The 17,972-nt window shown below is 62.9% G+C and carries 20 protein-coding genes; 1 reads left to right on the forward strand and 19 read right to left on the reverse strand.

From position 1 onward, the window contains the following. Positions 1–9 precede the first annotated feature (9 nt). From LRO94_RS02920 to LRO94_RS03010, 19 genes are read right to left on the reverse strand one after another with little or no spacing between them, the layout of a single operon-like run. Positions 10–1,236, reverse strand: a complete 1,227-nt coding sequence (locus LRO94_RS02920; protein ID WP_095186120.1) for a beta-ketoacyl-ACP synthase — start codon at positions 1,234–1,236, stop codon at positions 10–12. Next, the gene (fabG, locus tag LRO94_RS02925; protein WP_032890302.1) at positions 1,236–1,964 is read right to left on the reverse strand and encodes a 3-oxoacyl-ACP reductase FabG; all 729 of its coding nucleotides are present in this window, start codon (positions 1,962–1,964) and stop codon (positions 1,236–1,238) included. The genes LRO94_RS02920 and fabG overlap by 1 nt, the downstream gene beginning before the upstream one ends. Beyond that, positions 1,961–2,422 carry an ApeP family dehydratase gene (locus tag LRO94_RS02930; RefSeq protein WP_122682118.1) on the reverse strand — a complete coding sequence of 154 codons (462 nt, stop codon included), beginning with the start codon at positions 2,420–2,422 and terminating at the stop codon, positions 1,961–1,963. Before LRO94_RS02930 ends, fabG begins: the two co-directional genes overlap by 4 nt. Further along, on the reverse strand, positions 2,419–3,585 hold the full coding sequence (locus tag LRO94_RS02935; protein WP_095186118.1) for a beta-ketoacyl-[acyl-carrier-protein] synthase family protein: 1,167 nt from the start codon (positions 3,583–3,585) through the stop codon (positions 2,419–2,421). Before LRO94_RS02935 ends, LRO94_RS02930 begins: the two co-directional genes overlap by 4 nt. Next, positions 3,582–4,064: a hypothetical protein gene (locus LRO94_RS02940; RefSeq protein ID WP_032890308.1), complete on the reverse strand. Its 483-nt coding sequence runs from the start codon at positions 4,062–4,064 to the stop codon at positions 3,582–3,584. Before LRO94_RS02940 ends, LRO94_RS02935 begins: the two co-directional genes overlap by 4 nt. Then, positions 4,061–4,795, reverse strand: a complete 735-nt coding sequence (locus LRO94_RS02945; protein ID WP_179179618.1) for a class I SAM-dependent methyltransferase — start codon at positions 4,793–4,795, stop codon at positions 4,061–4,063. The genes LRO94_RS02940 and LRO94_RS02945 overlap by 4 nt, the downstream gene beginning before the upstream one ends. Continuing rightward, the gene (locus LRO94_RS02950; RefSeq protein ID WP_179179617.1) at positions 4,792–6,039 is read right to left on the reverse strand and encodes an NAD(P)/FAD-dependent oxidoreductase; all 1,248 of its coding nucleotides are present in this window, start codon (positions 6,037–6,039) and stop codon (positions 4,792–4,794) included. Before LRO94_RS02950 ends, LRO94_RS02945 begins: the two co-directional genes overlap by 4 nt. 33 nt (positions 6,040–6,072) lie before the next feature. Continuing rightward, complete coding sequence (locus LRO94_RS02955) at positions 6,073–8,385, reverse strand: MMPL family transporter (RefSeq protein ID WP_032890312.1); 2,313 nt, start codon at positions 8,383–8,385, stop codon at positions 6,073–6,075. After that, positions 8,375–8,965 (reverse strand): outer membrane lipoprotein carrier protein LolA, encoded by a 591-nt coding sequence (locus LRO94_RS02960; RefSeq protein WP_179179616.1) that lies wholly within the window; start codon positions 8,963–8,965, stop codon positions 8,375–8,377. Before LRO94_RS02960 ends, LRO94_RS02955 begins: the two co-directional genes overlap by 11 nt. Further along, positions 8,962–9,387, reverse strand: a complete 426-nt coding sequence (locus tag LRO94_RS02965) for an acyl-CoA thioesterase (RefSeq protein ID WP_032890316.1) — start codon at positions 9,385–9,387, stop codon at positions 8,962–8,964. Before LRO94_RS02965 ends, LRO94_RS02960 begins: the two co-directional genes overlap by 4 nt. After that, positions 9,380–10,921 carry an HAL/PAL/TAL family ammonia-lyase gene (locus tag LRO94_RS02970; protein WP_032890318.1) on the reverse strand — a complete coding sequence of 514 codons (1,542 nt, stop codon included), beginning with the start codon at positions 10,919–10,921 and terminating at the stop codon, positions 9,380–9,382. The genes LRO94_RS02965 and LRO94_RS02970 overlap by 8 nt, the downstream gene beginning before the upstream one ends. Next, positions 10,905–11,840 carry an LpxL/LpxP family acyltransferase gene (locus LRO94_RS02975; RefSeq protein ID WP_122756635.1) on the reverse strand — a complete coding sequence of 312 codons (936 nt, stop codon included), beginning with the start codon at positions 11,838–11,840 and terminating at the stop codon, positions 10,905–10,907. Before LRO94_RS02975 ends, LRO94_RS02970 begins: the two co-directional genes overlap by 17 nt. Continuing rightward, positions 11,837–12,571: a glycosyltransferase family 2 protein gene (locus LRO94_RS02980; protein WP_095186112.1), complete on the reverse strand. Its 735-nt coding sequence runs from the start codon at positions 12,569–12,571 to the stop codon at positions 11,837–11,839. Before LRO94_RS02980 ends, LRO94_RS02975 begins: the two co-directional genes overlap by 4 nt. Beyond that, positions 12,564–14,234, reverse strand: coding sequence for an acyl-CoA synthetase family protein (locus tag LRO94_RS02985; RefSeq protein WP_179179615.1), 1,671 nt, complete (start codon positions 14,232–14,234; stop codon positions 12,564–12,566). The genes LRO94_RS02980 and LRO94_RS02985 overlap by 8 nt, the downstream gene beginning before the upstream one ends. Continuing rightward, positions 14,231–14,776 carry a COG4648 family protein gene (locus LRO94_RS02990; protein WP_032890326.1) on the reverse strand — a complete coding sequence of 182 codons (546 nt, stop codon included), beginning with the start codon at positions 14,774–14,776 and terminating at the stop codon, positions 14,231–14,233. Before LRO94_RS02990 ends, LRO94_RS02985 begins: the two co-directional genes overlap by 4 nt. Continuing rightward, positions 14,773–15,027, reverse strand: coding sequence for an acyl carrier protein (locus tag LRO94_RS02995; RefSeq protein ID WP_003187949.1), 255 nt, complete (start codon positions 15,025–15,027; stop codon positions 14,773–14,775). The genes LRO94_RS02990 and LRO94_RS02995 overlap by 4 nt, the downstream gene beginning before the upstream one ends. Positions 15,028–15,036: 9 nt before the next feature. Beyond that, the gene (locus tag LRO94_RS03000; RefSeq protein ID WP_010563239.1) at positions 15,037–15,306 is read right to left on the reverse strand and encodes a phosphopantetheine-binding protein; all 270 of its coding nucleotides are present in this window, start codon (positions 15,304–15,306) and stop codon (positions 15,037–15,039) included. Further along, on the reverse strand, positions 15,284–16,096 hold the full coding sequence (locus tag LRO94_RS03005) for a lysophospholipid acyltransferase family protein (RefSeq protein WP_032890329.1): 813 nt from the start codon (positions 16,094–16,096) through the stop codon (positions 15,284–15,286). Before LRO94_RS03005 ends, LRO94_RS03000 begins: the two co-directional genes overlap by 23 nt. Continuing rightward, a complete protein-coding gene (locus LRO94_RS03010; protein WP_032890331.1) occupies positions 16,072–16,791 on the reverse strand; it encodes a beta-ketoacyl synthase chain length factor in 720 nt (239 codons plus the stop codon). The genes LRO94_RS03005 and LRO94_RS03010 overlap by 25 nt, the downstream gene beginning before the upstream one ends. A gap of 337 nt (positions 16,792–17,128) precedes the next feature. Here LRO94_RS03010 and LRO94_RS03015 point away from each other — a divergent pair, with 337 nt between their 5' ends. Next, positions 17,129–17,899, forward strand: a complete 771-nt coding sequence (locus LRO94_RS03015) for a ParA family protein (RefSeq protein WP_032890333.1) — start codon at positions 17,129–17,131, stop codon at positions 17,897–17,899. The last annotated feature ends 73 nt before the right edge of the window (positions 17,900–17,972 follow it).

Below are 17,972 nucleotides of genomic sequence, written 5' to 3' on the forward strand. Positions count from 1 at the left end.
TTTAAAAAGTCAGGACCAGCGGCGGAAGATCAGCGACGTATTCACGCCACCAAAGGCAAAGTTGTTGTTCATCACGTAGTCGTGGTGCATCTCGCGGAATTCACCTTGCAGGTAGTCCAGCTCCCCGCACTGCGGGTCGACGGAGTCCAGATTGAAGGTGTGCACGTATTGGTTGCGGTTCATCATCTCGATGCTGAACCACGACTCCAGCGCCCCGCACGCCCCGAGGGTGTGGCCGAGGAAGCTTTTTTGCGAGCTGATGGGCATGCGCTTGCCGAACAGGCTGCTGGTGGCCAGGGTCTCGGCGATGTCGCCTTGATCGGTGGCGGTGCCGTGTCCGTTCACGTAGCCAATCGCGTCTGGTGTGAGCCCGGCGTCTTCCAGGGCCAGCTCCATGGCGCGGCGCATGGTTTTCTGTTCCGGGCGGGTGGTGTGCTGGCCATCAGCGTTGCTGCCGAAGCCGACCAGTTCCGCGTGAATATGTGCACCCCGCGCCAGGGCGTGTTCCAGCTCCTCAAGTACCAGCATGCCGCCGCCTTCGCCGATCACCAGGCCGTCGCGGCCGCTGTCGTAGGGGCGTGGGCTGGTTTGCGGGGCGTCGTTTTTCAGGCTGGTGGCGTAGAGCGCGTCGAACACCATGGCTTCGGTGGGGCACAGCTCCTCGGCGCCGCCGGCGAGCATCAAGGGCAGGCGGCCGAATTTGATCGCCTCATAGGCATAACCGATGCCCTGGCTGCCGCTGGTGCAGGCGCTGGACGTTGGGATCAACCGCCCAGTCAGGCCAAAAAAGATGCTGATATTCGCCGCCGTGGTGTGCGGCATCATCCGTACATAGGAGTTGGCGTTCAGCCCCTCGGCCACCGAATTGAGCAGCATATTGCCGAACGCCTTGATCTCATCGGTGCTGCCGGTGGACGAACCACACGCCACACCCATGCGCCCATCCTTGATCGACTCATCACCGAGCAACCCGGCGTCCTGCAATGCCTGCTCCGCCGCCCATACCGCCAGGCGCGAGACACGGCCCATGCTGCGCAGCTGCTTGCGGGTCCAGTGGGCCGGCACGACGAAATCGTCGATAGGGCCGGCCAGGCGCGTGTTCAGTTCGGTAAAACGGTCCCACTCATCCATGCGCCGAATGCCGCTGCGGTTGGCGCGAAAGTTGGCGGAGATGGTCGCCCAATCTCCGCCCAGGGAGGTCATGCCGGCCATGCCGGTGACGACTACACGTTTCATCAGCACAAGCCTCCATTGACGGCCAACACCTGGCGGGTGATATAGGCGGCTTCGGCCGACATCAGGAAATTCACCGCGCCGGCGACTTCTTCGGGAGTGCCCATGCGCTGTGCCGGGATCATTTTCATCAGCTCTTCCACCGGTACGTTTTCATCCAGCATCGCGGTGTCGATCAAGCCGGGGGCTACGCAGTTGACAGTGATCTTGCGCTTGCCCAGCTCGATGGCCAGGGCTTTTGCCGCGCCGATCAGGCCGGCTTTCGAGGCGCTGTAATTGACCTGGCCGCGATTGCCGATCAGCCCCGACACCGAGGTAATGCACACGATACGCCCGGCTGCGCGACGGCGAATCATTGGCATCATCACCGGGTGCAGCACGTTGTAGAAACCATCCAGGTTGGTGCGCATCACCACGTCCCAATCGTCTTCCGACAAGGCCGGGAACGCTCCGTCGCGGGTCAGCCCGGCATTGAGCACCACGCCGTAGTAGGCGCCATGTTGCTCGACGTCGGCCTCAAGGATTTCCTTGCAGGTCGCACGATCCGCCACATCGAATTGCAGCACCCGTGCCTTACGGCCAAGGGCTTCGATTTCGACTTGCACTGCATCGGCTTCGGCACGGCCGCTGCGGCAATGCAGCACGATGTCATGGCCGGCCTGGGCCAGGCGCAGGGCAATGGCGCGGCCGATGCCACGGCTGGAGCCGGTGACCAGTACGGATTCAGTCATGGCGTTTCGTCCTTCGATTCTTCTAAATAATTGGCCGCCTGGGGCGGTCGAAATACGTTCAAGCGGGCGCTGGCCTGGATACCGTCGCCGGTCAGGTGGCATTCGAACACACCCATGCCGTTGTCGTCTTCCAGGGAGCGCAGGCCGTGGATGTTCAGCTCGGCGCCCATCGGGAAGTGTTCCACGTTGCATTCGAACTTACGTGTGCCGAGCAGGAAGCCCAGTTCCACCGCCTCGCCCCTTTGGCGTGCGCGGCAACCGGCGTAGGCGGCGACGCTCTGCGCCATCAACTCGATGCCGACCCAGGCCGGCAAGCTGCCGTCAGGGCGGTTGAACAGGCCGCCAGGCTTGACGGTGAGACGGGTGTGGATCTGCTCTTCGTCGAACGACAGCACGTGTTCGATCAGGATCATGTCGCCCGCGTGAGGCAGCAGCTCGGCGAGTGGCCAGTTGGTCATGGGGCCTCTCCGATAATCAGGCTGACGTTATTACCGCCGAAGGCAAACGAGTTGCTCATCAGGCAGGTTTTTCCCAAGGTTTCGTCGCTGCGTGCCCATTGCAAGGCGGGCAACGCGGGGTCGGCCTGGCCGTCCCATACGTGGGGTGGGACGCGGCCGTGAGTCAGGCTCAGCCAGCAGAAGGCCGCTTCCAGCGCACCGGCGGCGCCGAGGGTGTGGCCGCTCATGGGTTTGGTGGATGAGCAGGCTACGCCTTCGGGGAACAGGCTGGCGACGGCCAGGCTTTCCATGGCGTCGTTGTGCTGGGTGGCGGTGCCATGCAGGTTCAGGTAGCCGATCTGCTCCGGCGCCAGTTTTGCACTGGCCAAGGCCTTGCGCATCGCCTGCAACGCGCCTTTGCCGGTAGGTTCGGGCGCGGAGATATGGTGTGCGTCGCAGCTGGCGCCGCTGCCCAGCAAGGCAATCGGTGCCGGCGCTTTACTCATCACAAACAGCACCGCCGCTTCGCCGATATTGATGCCGTTGCGGTTCGCCGAAAAAGGGTTGCAACGCTCATTCGAGACGGCTTCCAGCGCGCTGAAACCATTGAGGGTCAGCTTGCACAAGCTGTCCACGCCGCCGCAGATCACCGCATCGCACACCCCCAGATCAAGCAAGCGCTGGGCGCTCATCAGGGCGCGGGCGCTGGAGGTGCACGCGGTAGAAATCACGTAGGCAGGGCCGCTCAGTTGCAGCCAGTCGGCGAGGAAGTTCGCCGGAGCGCTGAGTTCCTGTTGCTGGTAGTCGTAGTCGCAGGGGAAGTGCTTGTCGCGCAGGTACAGGGCGATGCCGCGGCTGGCTTCGTCGATGCCCGAGGTGCTAGTGCCCAACACGACGCCAACGCGCGAGGCGCCGTAGGTGTGGATCGCTTGACGAATCTCGTTCTCGATCTGCAACGCCGCTTCCAGCAACAGTTGGTTATTGCGGCTGCTCTGCTGGCCGAGTTCCACCGGGATGGTTGCCAGCTCGCCGTGCACACTGCCGACCGGCAACACGCGCTCCGGCACCCAACCGCTTTCGGCGCGCATGCCTGAACAGTCACCGGCAAACAGGCTGCGGCTGACGTGCTCCTGACCGCGACCAAGGGCGCAAATCACGCCGAGGGCGTTGAGGTAGGCGGTCATTGGGCGGCACCGAGCGGTGTAATGCGGTAGCTCAAGGGTTGGCCGGTCATGGTCACACTGAAGACTTCTGAGGATTGGTAGACGATTTGCCAATGCCCCGGCAGGGTACGTGTGAGGCCCCTTGCCTGGGCGCTGGGGTAAAGCGCGCGCACGTCATCGGCTGAGGCCAGGGCAAACAGCAGGGCGGCGAACAGCTCCCGCGCCTGGGGATTGGGCGGCAGCAAGCCGTCGGCCTGCCAGGCGCCATCGATCAGTTTTTGCCGGGCCAGCGGGATGCCCAGCGGGTCCATCATCGACCAGCGGATTGCGCTGCCTTCGCGCTGGACCACCAGGAACCAGTCCTGGCTCTGGCCATCTGCATGGCGCTGCACATGCAGTTGCATCGGCAACGCCAGCGCGGGCGTTTTTTCCGGCAACGGCGGCTGGCTGGCGCAGGCGCTCAGCAATAGCAGGCAACCGATCAACAGGCTGCGCATCATGGTTCGCAGCTCGCCAGAGGCTTGCGCGCCACACAGTTGACCAGGGTTTCTTCGCGCTGGCCCACCGGCGGCGGGTTGCGCAGGCCCCAGCGCTCCAGCAGGCCGAAGTCGCTGGAACGGCTCCACCACAGGTACGGGTATGAAACGTTCTGTGGGCCGAATTCAAAGCCCTGCTCGCGGAGCATCTCCAGGTATTCTTCGGCGCTTTTCTGCACATGCATGGGGTGGCGGAACAGCCAGCGTATCACCCAAGTGTCGATATAGGCTTCGGTGGATTCGGCAAACAGCAAATAGCCTCCCGGCTTGAGCACTCGGTAAAACTCTTTGAGTGCGCGATGCTGTTCGACCAGATGATGGAAGGTCTGGTGGCAGAACAGGATATCGACGCTCTCGTCTGGCACATCGAGGGTGGCGCAGTCGCTGCCGATCAGCTCGATGGCCAGGCCCTGGCGCGTGGCTTCAGCCTTGCTCAATTCCAGGCTATGAGGGTCTGCGTCCAGCCCGATCAGGCGCTCGGGGGCGAACACCTGCTGCAAATACTGGAAGGACTTGCCCTGGCCGCAGCCGGCGTCGAGCAATACCGGCGCTTCGGGCAGTGGGTCGGTGAACAGGCTGCGCAGGTCGTTGATCGCCACGCGCAGCACATGGTGCTGCCAGGTGTGGCTGCGCAGGAACCACAAACCGAATTTGGTTTCTTCGACGTAGTTTTTACTCAGGTATTGAGAAGTCATGTCGGTTCACTCGCGCAAATCTCCGACAACATCCGCAACCGCCGCTTGGGCTCGCTGACAAACGGATTACGCTCGTCCCACGCGTAGCCTGCGAGGATCGCGCTGATCATGCGGCGAATCTCCGGCGAGCTTTCAGGGTGGAAAATCACATCCTGGAATGTCCCTGCGTACCAGCCTTCGACGTAGCAGCGGAAGGTGTCGACGCCGCGCTTCAACGGTGCGGCAAATTCGGTTTGCCAGTCCACGGTTTCGCCTTTGAGCTGACGGTCCAGCAGGGCGGCCGCCATGCTCGCTGAGCGCATGGCGATGGTCACACCGGAGGAGAACACTGGGTCGAGGAATTCCGCCGCATTGCCCAGCAGTGCAAAGCCCGGGCCGTGCAGGGTTTTGACGTTGGCCGAGTAGCCGCCGATGGTGCGCGCTGGCGTGTCCCACACCGCGTTGTTCAGCACGCCGGACAGGCTTGGAGTTTCGTCGATAAAGCCGCGCAGGCAGGCGTCCAGGTCAGCGTCGCGGCCGTCGAAATGCTCCTTGGCCGCGACCACGCCCACCGAGCACCGGCCATTACTGAACGGAATGGTCCAGAACCAGATGTCGCGTTTGGTCGGGTGAGTGGTTACCAGGATCTTGGTACGGTCGAAACCTGGGTGTTCGATGCGGTCTTCAACATGAGTGAACACCGCCTGGCGTACCGGAAAATTCGACGGTGCTTCCAGATCCAACAGGCGCGGCAGCACGCGGCCATAGCCGCTGGCATCGAGCACGAACTTGGCTTTGATGTGGTACTCGCTGCCGTTTTCGCGGCGCACATGCAGGTAGCGGCTATCGCCCGCAAAATCCACGCCGACGATGGTTTCACCGTAGCGGATCTCCACGCCCTGCGATGCCGCCTGGTCGGCCAGCAACTTGTCGAACTCGCCTCGCTGCACCTGGAAAGTGGTCGGCTTGCCGTTGCTGAAGGTGTCGCTAAAGTCAAAGGCGCTGTAACGCTCGCCCCAGGCGAACGCTGCCCCGGTTTTTACCTGGAAGCCGGCGGCCTGCACGGCGTCGAGCATGCCAGCTTCTTCGATAAAGTCGATGCAGTGGGACAGCAGGCTTTCGCCGATCGAGAACCGTGGAAAATGCTGGCGCTCGATGATCAATACATCATGCCCTTTGCGCTTGAGCAGCGCGGCGGCGATGGCGCCGGACGGGCCGGCACCAATCACGACAACCTGGCGACGTTCCATTTCAACTGTGGGCACGAGGGCTCCTTGCCGCTATGGCGATAATCCGATTCATAAGGCGTGTTTCTGATGGCCAGCCCAGGGCGCCAGCATAAAGCTGAATGCCAGGCCCAGGCTGACCGATAAGCCGAAATTACTCACTGCGGGCGTGCTGGACACCGCCAGCAGGCCGAACGACAACCACGTTGTCAGCGCCGCAAGCAGTGTACCCAGCAGGCTGACGGCAGCACCGCCGATCTGCTCGCGCATCAGGATCGCGTAGTCGACGCTGATCGCCGTCACCAGCAGCAAGCCGAACAGGCTGAACAACGTCAGCGGCTGGCCCAGCCAACCGAGGCTGGCCAGGCTGCACAGTGCGGCGAGTAATGGCAGTGCAACGATGCGCAGGGCGCCGCCGAAACCAAACGGCAGGATCAGCAGCAACACGATCAGCACGCACGACATCAATTTCAGTTCCGCGGCGCTGATCTGGGTGGCGGCGAAGACGCGGTTCAGATCACCGAGGCGATCCACCAACTGCACGCCCGGCAAGTCCACGGCCTGTACCCGCAACAGCGCTGGGTTGTTCAGACCTTGCAGGCTGACCATCGCTGCAACACCGCCGTCCACCGGGCCGAGCCACAGTGTGCGCCAGGGTTCGGCCATCGGGCCTGCCAGTGCCGCGTCAATGTCTTCGGTGGGCAGCGCTTGCAACTGCGCAACTTCAGCTTGCAGGGCGCTGGCCGGCACGCCGAGGTCCAGCAGCGGCTGCCAATGCTGTGGCAGTGTGTTCAGTGCTTCGCGCAGTTGTTGCTGCTCGGCGGGCAGGTTGACCAGTTGATTGAGCGCCAGGTAACCCTGGAGCTTGTCCATATTCACCAATTGATCCAGGCGCTGGCCCAACGCGGCTAGGCGCTCCAGCAATTGCTGTTGATTCTCGGCGCGCACCAGGAAAAACTGGCTGGTGGGTTGGAAACCTGTGATGCGCGCCACGGCCTGGGCTTCTTGCAGCAGCTGCGGCGGCGCGCCGATCCACTGGCGGATATCGTTTTTGCTATTGAGCTGCCACAGGCCACCGGCGCAAAACAGCAACACCAGCGCCAGTAGCACCGGGCTCGGCACGCGCGTGAGCAACGCGGCGCGAATCTGCCACAGGCATTCGGCGATACGCAGCGGCCATTGCGCCGGACGCAGTTCGACGCCCTTAAGCAATGCCGGCAACAGGCACACGGCCGACAGATACGCACCGACCAGGCCAGCAGCGGAGAACACCGCGATCTGGGTCAGCGCCGGGAACGGCGTCCAGGCCAACGCCAGGTAACCGATGCAACTGGTGGCCAGGCTCAGGCTCAGCCCTGGCAGGGTCAGGCGCAACGCCGGCCAACTGCGCCAGGGCTTGAGGCTCCAGCTTTTTGACAGGTAGTGCAGCGGGTAATCCACCGCGACGCCAATCAGGCTGGAGCCAAGCACCAAGGTCATCACATGCATATGGCCAAACAGCGCCACACACGCCACGGCGCCAAACAGCATGCCCACCAGTACCGGCACGAAAGCCAGCAATACCCGCCATCGGCGGAACGCCAGCAACAGCAACAGCAGGATGCCCACGGTCGCGCCGCCACCGACCCAGGTGATTTCCCGTGTGGCCTGTTGCTGACCATTGGCGGCGTATAACAAACCACTGGCCGCCAGCAGTTGCGCGCCTTGCTGGCCGGCCTGTTCACGGCTGGCCTGGAGCAAATCCGCTACTTGCAGCGGCAGTTTCATATCAAAGGCATTGCCGGTGGTGCGCGCGCGCAGCAACACCCAACTTTTGCCGTCGGCATCGGCGATCAACGCGCCGCTGCCGATATCCAACTGCACCGAGCCACGTTGCGGCTGGCTGTTCTGGATGCGTCCGGTCAGGCCCAGCCAGTCATCCTGGCTCGGCACCAGGCTGAAGCCGGTGAACGGGTCGAACAGCGCCTGCACGCGCTGCTGGATAAAGGCGTCGGGGTGTTCAATCAGTTGCTCGCGGTCCTTGGTTGAAAGCATCGCCAAACGGCCGCGCAGCAATTGCTCGCGCAGTGCCGGCAAGTCGGCTTGCAGGTTCCACTGCACCTTTTCAAACAGACCGCTGGCCTGCCAGCGCTCGCCCAACTGTTGCGCCACAGCCACCGCTTGCTGGCGGTCGGCATGCCCCACCAGTACCAGCATCTCGCGGTTCAGCGGTTCCTGCATGCGCTGTTCGGCTTGCAGTTCCAAGGCGTTCGGCGTGCTGCCCGGCACCAGTTCCATCAGGTTGGCCGACAGCGGCGCACCGTGGCGCCACTGCCAGCCGGCCAGGGCCAGCACCGCCACCAGCAGGATCAGGAACAGGCGCGGCAACAGGCGCTCACTGGGCAAAGTCGCGTTGCTCCGCGTCGCTCAACGGTTGTTCGGCGGTGCTGTCCTGCATGCGCAGTACGGTGCTGTCGCCTTGGGTTTCCAGCAGTTCAATTTTTTGCACCAGCGCGCCGCCGTCGATATTGATCTGGGTGAACACTTGTTTCAGCAGCAGCGAGCGAGGGATCAGCGTCAGCTTCCATTGCGTAGCCTCGCCTTGCAGTTGCAGCTCGAAATCCCGCTGCAAGCCGCTGCTGTCGCCCTGGAGTACGGCGAGGAACAACCGGTTCTGCTCGGCACCGGCGCTCTTGTTTGGCAGTGTCTGCCAGCCATTGGCTTCACGCCGGGCGATGCCTTGGGCGCTGATGCGGTAGTCCTGTTGCAACGGGGTTTTGAGCAGCCATAGCAGGCCGTGGTCTTTGGCGAGGACGAAAGTACCCTTGCTGACCAAGGGCTGTGGCAGGGCGCGCAGGTGTTTTTCCTGGGTGAAGCTGCCGTGGATCACGGAAGGTTTTGCCAACTGATCGCTGAGTTGTTGCAGGTCGAAGCCGTGGGCGCTGACGCTCAGCAGCAGGCCCACAAACAGGATGATCGCTCTCATGCCAGGGCCCTCTCGACCGCATCTGTGAACACTTTGGGTGAGGCCAACTGCATCTCGCGGCTGGCCATCTCTACCGCCACTTGCACGGTAGTGGCGCGGGTCAAACGCTCGCCGCTGGCCAGGTCCGTAATCAGGTAATTGACCTTCAAGCGGTTCTCCCATTCCACCAGGCTGGCGCGCACGTTGATCGTCTGGCCGAACACCGCGCCGCGCACGTAGCGCAGTTGCATGTCGATGACCGGCCAGGCATAGCCGGCTTCGAGCATCGCCGTGTAGTTGTGGCCGATCTTGTCCAGCAGCGCGCAGCGCGCCACTTCCAGATACTTCACGTAGTGCCCGTGCCACACCACGTTCATGGTGTCGACGTCGAAAAATGGCACGAGGATTTCGGTGTCGCAGTGCAGTACGCCGGGGCTACGCATGCAGCCTCCAGTGTTGCTCGGCGATGCGTTGCAGGCACAGGCGCAGTTCGCCTTCCAGGGCGCGGTCTTCGATCACCGGCGGGAAGTCCTTGGCCAGTTCCTCATGCATGGCGGCCAACGCCGGTGGCAGCGCCCGCGCATCCTCGGCCTGGGCGCGCAGCCACACACCTTGGTTGGCGGCGAGCAAGGTGGCGGCGGCAACCTGTTCGGTCAGCTCCAACACGCGAATTGCATCGCGGGCGGCGATGGTGCCCATGCTGACTTTGTCCTGGTTGTGGCACTCGGTGGAGCGCGAGAACACGCTGGCCGGCATGGTGTTTTTCAGCGCTTCGGCGGTCCAGGCGCTGGTGCCGATCTGCACGGCCTTGAAGCCATGGTTGATCATCGCGCGGTCAGCCGGCGCGCCGGACAGGTTGCTCGGCAGGCCGTGGTTGTAACGCACGTCAACCAGCAACGCGAGTTGGCGATCGAGCAGGTCAGCTACGTTGGCCACCAGGGTCTTGAGGCTGTCCATGGCAAAGGCGATATGCCCTCCGTAGAAGTGCCCACCGTGCAGCACGCGTTCTTCTTCGGCGTCGATGATCGGGTTGTCGTTAGCGCTGTTCAGCTCGATCTCGATAAACGAACGCAGCCAGTTCAGGCTGTCCGCCAGCACGCCGAGGACGTGGGGCGCGCAGCGCAGCGAGTAGCGATCCTGCAGGCGGTGCAGCGGCGCGGTCGGCGCGTCGATCGCCAGGTCCTTGCGCAGCCAGGCGGCGACTTGCATCTGCCCAGGGTGCGGCTTGGCGGCGAACAGGCGCTCGTCGAAGTGTTCCGGGTTGCCCTGCAGCGCGACCACGTTGAGCGCGGTGATGCGTGTGGCGAGTTGCAGCAGGTAGTCGGCGCGGGCGAAGGCGAGGCAGGCGAGGCCGGTCATCACGGCGGTGCCGTTCATCAGGGCCAGGGCTTCTTTCGGACGTAAAACCAGCGGGTCCCAACCCAACTCGCGGTGCACGTCGGCGGCCTGGCGACGTTCGCCACGGAACATCACCTCGCGCTCGCCGGACAGGGTCGCGGCCACGTAGGACAGCGGCGTCAGATCACCGCTGGCGCCCACCGAACCTTCTTCCGGGATCAACGGCAGCACGTCGTGTTCGAGGAACGCGTGCAGGCGCTCCAGCAACTCCACGCGCACGCCTGAAACGCCGTGGCACAACGACTGCAACCGCGCGGCCAGCACGGCACGGGTGGCTTGTGCATCGAGCAATTTACCCAGGCCGCAACCGTGGAAGGTGTACAGGTGACGGGGCAGGGCCTCGACGTGTTGCAACGGCACTGCGACCACGCACGAGTCGCCGTAGCCGGTGGTCACGCCGTAGATCACGCCTTCCTTGTCCAGCAGCGAGTCGAGGAACTGCGCGCCTTTGGCGATGCGCTGGCGATACGCGGCGTCGCCCTGCAACTGGGTGGGCGCCTGACGGTTGGCCAGGGCCAGCACGTCTTCGATGCGCAGGGGGCGTTCGCCAAAGGTTACCGGCTCAAGATGCGTCGTCATCGGTCTTCCAGAAAGGGTAAAAGTTGAACCATTGTTGGGGCGCTTCCAGGCAGAACTGGCCCAGGCGTGCGGCGTAGCGTGAGGTCCACTGAGCGATGACCTGCTCGCGGGTGCTGCGCTTCCATTCGATCAAGGGTGTGAACGGTTCGATAGTCAGGCGATAACGCCCAGTGTGCTTGAGGCACATCAGCAGGTTGACCGGGCATTTGAGCAGGCCGGCCAGCAGCCACGGGCCTTGGGGGAATGCGGCGTCATGGCCGAGGAAATCCACGCGCACCGTGCGCCCGCCGTGCAGCGGCACGCGGTCGCCCGCAATCGCCAGCCACTCTCCCTCGTCCAGGCGCTGGCTCAGCAGCAACATCGTCGCCGGGTCCAGCTCGCTGACCTGGATCAGGCGCAGATGACTCGCCCCGGCTTCGCCCAACAGGCGGTTGAATTGTTCGGCGTGCTTGGTGTGCACCAGCACGTTCATGGTGACCTTTTCGCCGATTTCCGCCAGCGCGCGGCACACTTCCAGGTTGCCCAAATGTGCGCCGACCAGCATCTGGCCGCGCTCGCCGCGCAGTTGCCCGCGTAGTTTCGCCGGGTCGTTGATTTCGATTTGTTCCAGGCGCAGCTTGCCGTTCCACACGTCGAGTTTGTCGAGCAGGGAATCGGCAAAGGCCATGAACTGGCCGAATACTTTGCGGTGGCTGGGGCGTAACTCATCGCGCCCGCTCCATTCGGCCAGGCGCTGCTGGTATTGCCAGGCGCTCTGGCGCGCGCTTCGGCCGAACAGGAAAAAGTACAGCACGATGCCGTACAGCACCGGGCTCAGCAGGCGTCGGCCGAGGATTTTGGCCGCGAAGGCGGTGAATTTCATCAGCCAGTAGCTGCCGCGTTCTTCGCGGTCGGCCCAGTGTTGCGTGTTGTCGCTCATGCCTTCCACCGTCGCCACAGGATCATCGGCGCGCGCACCAACATGCCGAAAAACAGCCGCGTATGCATGGCGCTGATACGCACGTTGTCGTGGAACAGGCGAAAGTGCGACAGGCCGTCGGTGGGGTAATGCACTTTCGTCGGCAGCCAGCGCATCGGCTGATTACGCCATGCCAGGCGCACCAAGATGTCCGAGTCGAAGTCCATGCGCGTGCCAATGTAGGCCGAGTCCATCAGCGCCAGCACCGGTGTCAGCGGGTAGACGCGAAAGCCGCACATCGAGTCGCGGATCTGCAGCGACAGCGTGTTGATCCACACCCACACGTGGGTCAGGTAGCGCGCGTACAAGCGGCCTTTGGGCACGCTTTCATCGTATTCGGGGTAGCCGCAGATAATGGCGTCGGGGTGCCTGCGCGAGGTATCGACAAACGTCTCGACTTCGCGCAAATCATGCTGACCGTCGGCGTCCACTTGCAGGGCGTGGGAGTAGCCAAGGCGTGCAGCTTCGCGGAAACCCGCCATGACCGCGCCGCCCTTGCCTTGGTTGTGTGGCAGGGTCAGCAGAGTCACGTTATTGAGGGTCGCCAATTGCGCCAACACCGCCGCGCACGCCGGGCTGCTGCCATCGTCGACCAACAGGCAGGGCAGGCCGCTGTTCAACAGGCTTTGGACCACGGCGGGCACGGCGGCTTCGTGGTTGTAGACCGGGATTAGGGCGCAGGGGTTATGCATCGACAGTCTCCAGCAGAATCCGCCCACTGGAGCAGGCCGCGACGCCGTTGCGGTAGGCGAAATACAGCTTGCCGCGCTCCTGGTCGAAGCGCAGGTGCAATTCGATACGATCGCCGGGGCGTATCAGTTGCTGGAACTTGAGCACTTCCATCCCGGCAAAGGTCGCGGGCAGGTCGAGCAGGTGCTGGCCCAGGTTGAACGCCCATTCCACTTGCACCACGCCCGGCAGCACGGGGGTGACCGGGAAGTGCCCGCTGAAGTAGGCCAGGTCCGGCGGCACACTCAGTTGCACGGTCCATTCGCCATCGGCTTCGATCTGCCCCAACACCTCCGGCGCCTTTGGCCGTGGCGCCAGCAGCAGCGCGGCCACATCGGCCTGGGGCAGTTTTCCCTGGGCGTTCAACGGCAACTGTCGCAGCAGGCGCCAGCGACGGGGCAGGGCCAGGGCTTCGCAATGCTGGCTCAGATGCTGGCGCAGGGTTTGAGTGAGGCTGCGGCGGCCCTGGTTGCGCAGGGCGTGTAGGCCTTCGGCGCTCAATACCACTAGGGCACCGAGTGACGCGCGGTTTTCTTGCACCACGCCCAGGCGCGTTTCCGCGACCCATGGGTGGGCCATCAGCGCTTGTTCCAGCGTCGGCAGGGAGATGCGTTTTTCTTCCAGCTTGACGATGCGGTCCAGGCGACCCAGCAGCTCGAAGCGACCATCGGCATGGATATGTGCAGCGTCAGCGGTTTGTTCAACATGCCCTGCTGGCAGGTAAGGCGAGGCGATGCGCAGAGCGCCGTCGGCGTCCTGGCTCAGTTGCACATCGGCAAACGGCTGCCAGGGTTGCGCGCCCTGGCGCCAGGCGATGCCGCCGGTTTCCGAGCTGCCGAGAATTTCCGTCGGCCATTGGTGCAAACGCTCGTAAAGACTGGTGGCGGCTTCGACGGGCAAGGCGCCACCGGAAGAGAACACTCGCGACACCTGGCTCAGCGCGGGCCAGTCGAGGTTGTCGCCCATGCGTTTGAGCAGTGCCGGGCTGGCCACCCAGGCAAATTGAGGGTGTTCGCGGCTGGCGCGTTGCAAGTCTTCGGGAAAGGCCAGTTGCTTGCGCACAAAGGTACGACCGGCGCACAACGGCCACAGCACCCGGAACAGCAACCCGTAGATGTGCTGGGTGGCGACGCTGCCGATGATGCAGGCGTCTTTAAGGTCCGCACCCCACAAGGCTTCCAGCGCTTGAACCTCGTTGGCTAATTGGCGCAGGGTTTTGTCGATACGCTTGGGCTCGCCGCTGGAGCCGGAGGTGCACAGGCTCAGTTGACACGTGTCCAGGTCGAGCGCGGCAGCAGGCAACGGCGCCTGGTACAGCGCGTCGAGATCGGCGGGTTCGACCAGCCAGGCGTCGACGGCATCGGCCCAGCGTTGGCGGGTCTGGGGCTGCAGATCGGCGGGAAGCAGTACGCTGACCCCTGCGCGCCAGGCGCCCAGCAGGGCGATCGCCAGCACGCCGGCATCTTCCAGGTGCACCGCCAGACGCCGAATACCGCGCGCTTGCAGGCCCGCGGCCAGGCCGAGTGATTGTTCCCACAGCTGGGCGTGATTCATTGCAGGTTCGGTGGTCACCAAACGCTGTTGCAGCGGCTCAAGCAGCAAGTGCTCAAGTTTCAACCCATTCATATGCGGCCTCGAACCCTTTGTCGTACTAGCCATTCCACGGCAAACAACAGCCCCATCAGCCCGTAGGCGATCAGGCCGTTGTACAACGTCCACCAGCTCAGTGGCGCCCACAAGGTTAGGGCGGCAGCGAGCAGGCCATTACACAGAAAAAACACGCTCCACACCACGGTGACCTGGCGGGTATACACAATCGCGTTGGGCGGTAACTCCGGGTCGGTCATGCGTGCCAGGCGCTCCACCATCGGCGGGCCGTATTTCAGGCTCAGGCCAAACAGCGCGAGCATGAAGGCACTGACCAGGCTCGGGTACCAGCGCAGCAAGTGCGGGCTGTCGAACCAAGCCAGTAACAGGCAAAACACGATCATCGCCAACGCCATCCAGCGACTGCCGGGACGTGGTGCGCCGATGAACGCGCGCAACAGCCAGAGGCTGCCCAGCAGCAGCCCGAATTGCCACGGCGCAAAATGCTCAGTGCCGTAATACACCGCAAAGGGGTACAGCAGCCCCGCCAACAGCAGGCCAAGGCCGATCAGCCGGCTCATGCGGCGGGTTGGACCAGACGGTACACCGCCTCTACCACGTCGTTCACTGTGCGCACGGCCTTGAACTCTTCGGCGGCGATCTTCTTGCCGGTCTGGCGCTTGATATGGTCGATCAGGTCCACGGCATCAATGCTGTCGATTTCCAGGTCCTGATACAGGTTGGCGTCAAGGGTGACGCGCTCTGGGGGGAGTTCAAACAGTTCCACCAAGGCATCGCGCAGGGTGTTGAAAATATCGTCACGAGTTTGCATGGTCCGGTCTCAAGCTGCCTGTCTGGCCGTAACGAACGCCGCAAGGCTCGCCACGTTGGTGAAGTGATTACGGGTGTCCTTGGCGTCGGCATCGATTTTGATGCCGTATTTTTTTTGAATCGCCAGACCCAATTCCAGGGCGTCTACCGAATCCAGGCCCAGGCCTTCGCCGAACAGGGTTTGGTCGCTACCGATGTCGTCGGCGCTGATGTCTTCCAGACCCAGGGCCTCGATGATCAGCGTCTTTATGTCGTGCTCAAGGCGGTGTTGGTCGCTCATCTTCGGCGAGCTCCTTAATGAAATAGTGGTGCAGGTGATCGTTGAGCTTGCGTGAAGCCTGAGGCGCGGGCCCCAGTGCCGCGAACGCCTGTGGTTCTATATCGGCACCCACCCGCAAACTGAAGTGAAAGCGGCGTTTCGGGATGCGATACCAGGGTTCGGCTTTGGTCAAGGTGGTTGGGCTGACCTTGATCACCACGGGGGTGATGATTGTCGCACCCCGCAGCGCAATGGCGGCGGCGCCGCGATGAAAGGCGGGCGCCGCGCCGGGTGTGGTACGAGTGCCTTCAGGAAAGATGATCAGCGTCTGGCCTTCGCGCAGGGCGTCGGCGGCGGCATCGAGCATCTCCGCGCTGCCGTCATTGCTGATATAGCCCGCATCGCGTATCGGCCCCCGGGTGAACGGGTTCTGCCACAGGCTTTGCTTGACCACGCAGTTGGTCTGGCGCATCAGGCCGATCAGAAACACCACATCGATCAGCGACGGGTGGTTGGCAACGATCATCTGGCCGGGGCGGCCGAGTTTCTCGGCGCCTTCGACGCTGTAGGTCAGCACGCCAGCGCGATGCATCATGCGGATAAAGAACCAGAACAGCTTGCTGATGGTGTGACGGGCACGGCGCTGGTGCTTGTCGGCACTGCCCGGCAGGCAGCTGAGCACCGGAAACACCAGCAAACGCAGGCACAGCCCGCCGACACCAAACAGGAAGAAGCTGGCGGCGGTGGCAAACAGGCGCCAGTAGTAGGCGTCCCGTGGCTTGTCAGTCAGAGCTTGCGTTGCCAGTTCCATACACGGTTCTTCCAGGCATGTTGGCAGGCGCCCTGTTCAGTGAGCAGGGTGCGCAGCAGGTTCAGGGCGTGGGGCCACTGGGTTTGATTGGCTTGGACAGTGCCGGGTGTGAGTTCCAGTTGCCACTCGTCGCCTGGTGTGAGCAACAGGCCGAGGGCGTAGGGGAAGGGCACGTCAACGATCCAACTGGCGTAGGCCTCGGGCGGCTGTTCTTCGGTGATCACCAGCAATACCGCCGGGGCGCCTTCATTGAGCAGCGCGGCGGCTTCGAGCATGCCGTGCTCCAGGCCATCGCCGGCGGCGGCGAGGGCGGTCATTTCACTGGTTTCATTACGCAGAATCGACCAGAGGCCAATCACTGCGTTATGCACAGACAGACTGAACTGGGTCGGGGACAGCGGCTGCTCGTTGGCCAGGTCGCTGAGGATGTCTAGAGTGCGTGGGGTTTCGCCGTGCCGGGAAATAAACACCAGCGGAAGGTCTTGCAGGCCTTCTGCAAGGGGCCAGCCCACGCTGAAGGCCATGCGCGCCAGCCGGCTCAGGCGGCGGCGCTGCATGGCGGGCAAGAAGGATACGTCGGGCGAGGCATCGCTAGCGGGCAGCAGCACCGGCGCCTGGCACCATGCGCGCCATTCGTCCGCACTTTCCAGCCCTGGGGCCCAGGCACGCCATTGGGCAATGTTGAAGTTGATCACTGAGAAGTTATCCCGCCCCTGCGGGCTTCCATGTGCGGCTTTTGGCCCCGAATACCGGGACAGGGAGCAATAGCCGAATGGCGCGCATTATCCCGGTGCCGCGGGGTTCTAGCAAACTTTGGTAAAGATTTGTTCACGGCTGAATACAATTTGTTGGTAAGGATTTACAGATTGTCCTTTATCGATGGCTGAGTTGGATTGTCGGACCGTTCCTATTCTTTTGTGTGTGAGGTGCGACGACCTGTCTAGAGTGCGGCAATGGATGGATGAACGAGGTAGCTAACAGGCGCTTTTGCCCTCTACACTCGGACATTCATTGATACACGGAGGTTTTTCCATGCGGCGTGTGGTGTTCAATCAGAAAGGCGGCGTTGGCAAGTCCAGCATCGCCTGCAACCTGGCGGCGGTCAGTGCCAGCGAAGGCTATCGAACCCTGTTGGTGGACCTCGATGCACAAGCCAACTCAACCCAGTACCTCACCGGGCTGACCGGCGACGACATTCCCATGGGGATCGCGGACTTTTTCAAGCAAACCCTGTCTTCCGGGCCGTTTTCGAAGAAGAACAAGGTCGATATCTACGAAACGCCCTTCGATAACCTGCACGTCATCACCGCGACGGCCGAACTCGCGGACTTGCAGCCCAAGCTTGAAGCCAAGCACAAGATCAACAAGCTGCGAAAGCTGCTGGATGAGCTGAGCGAAGATTACGACCGGATTTACCTGGATACACCGCCAGCCCTGAACTTTTATGCGGTTTCGGCGCTGATTGCTGCTGATCGTGTGCTGATCCCCTTCGATTGCGACAGCTTCTCGCGTCAGGCCCTGTATGGCCTGCTGGCCGAAATCGAAGAATTGAAGGAAGACCACAACGAAGGCCTCGAAGTCGAAGGTATCGTGGTCAACCAGTTCCAGGCCCGAGCGAGTCTGCCGCAGCAGATGCTGGAGGAGTTGATCAACGAAGGGTTGCCGGTGCTTCCGGTGTACCTGGCCAGTTCGGTGCGCATGCGCGAGTCCCATCAGGAGAACAAGCCGCTGATCCACCTCGACCCACGGCACAAGCTGACCCAGCAGTTCGTGGAATTGCATAACTTGCTTGAAAACGCCTGACCTGTGGGAGAGGGCTTGCCCCCGATAGCGGTATGCCAGCTAGCTCATCTGGAGCTGACCCACCGCATCGGGA

This window comes from Pseudomonas sivasensis (genome assembly GCF_021391435.1).
Taxonomy (GTDB): domain Bacteria; phylum Pseudomonadota; class Gammaproteobacteria; order Pseudomonadales; family Pseudomonadaceae; genus Aquipseudomonas; species Aquipseudomonas sivasensis.

Coding starts and splice junctions, on each gene's coding strand:
- LRO94_RS02935 (WP_095186118.1), bottom strand. CDS start 3,585: ATGACCGCCTACCTCAACGCCCTCGGCGTGATTTGCGCCCTTGGTCGC.
- LRO94_RS02980 (WP_095186112.1), bottom strand. CDS start 12,571: ATGCATAACCCCTGCGCCCTAATCCCGGTCTACAACCACGAAGCCGCC.
- LRO94_RS02965 (WP_032890316.1), bottom strand. CDS start 9,387: ATGCGTAGCCCCGGCGTACTGCACTGCGACACCGAAATCCTCGTGCCA.
- LRO94_RS03005 (WP_032890329.1), bottom strand. CDS start 16,096: ATGGAACTGGCAACGCAAGCTCTGACTGACAAGCCACGGGACGCCTAC.
- LRO94_RS02970 (WP_032890318.1), bottom strand. CDS start 10,921: ATGACGACGCATCTTGAGCCGGTAACCTTTGGCGAACGCCCCCTGCGC.
- LRO94_RS03015 (WP_032890333.1), top strand. CDS start 17,129: ATGCGGCGTGTGGTGTTCAATCAGAAAGGCGGCGTTGGCAAGTCCAGC.
- LRO94_RS02920 (WP_095186120.1), bottom strand. CDS start 1,236: ATGAAACGTGTAGTCGTCACCGGCATGGCCGGCATGACCTCCCTGGGC.
- LRO94_RS02995 (WP_003187949.1), bottom strand. CDS start 15,027: ATGCAAACTCGTGACGATATTTTCAACACCCTGCGCGATGCCTTGGTG.
- LRO94_RS02945 (WP_179179618.1), bottom strand. CDS start 4,795: ATGACTTCTCAATACCTGAGTAAAAACTACGTCGAAGAAACCAAATTC.
- LRO94_RS02960 (WP_179179616.1), bottom strand. CDS start 8,965: ATGAGAGCGATCATCCTGTTTGTGGGCCTGCTGCTGAGCGTCAGCGCC.
- fabG (WP_032890302.1), bottom strand. CDS start 1,964: ATGACTGAATCCGTACTGGTCACCGGCTCCAGCCGTGGCATCGGCCGC.
- LRO94_RS02990 (WP_032890326.1), bottom strand. CDS start 14,776: ATGAGCCGGCTGATCGGCCTTGGCCTGCTGTTGGCGGGGCTGCTGTAC.
- LRO94_RS02940 (WP_032890308.1), bottom strand. CDS start 4,064: ATGATGCGCAGCCTGTTGATCGGTTGCCTGCTATTGCTGAGCGCCTGC.
- LRO94_RS02975 (WP_122756635.1), bottom strand. CDS start 11,840: ATGAGCGACAACACGCAACACTGGGCCGACCGCGAAGAACGCGGCAGC.
- LRO94_RS02985 (WP_179179615.1), bottom strand. CDS start 14,234: ATGAATGGGTTGAAACTTGAGCACTTGCTGCTTGAGCCGCTGCAACAG.
- LRO94_RS02930 (WP_122682118.1), bottom strand. CDS start 2,422: ATGACCAACTGGCCACTCGCCGAGCTGCTGCCTCACGCGGGCGACATG.
- LRO94_RS03000 (WP_010563239.1), bottom strand. CDS start 15,306: ATGAGCGACCAACACCGCCTTGAGCACGACATAAAGACGCTGATCATC.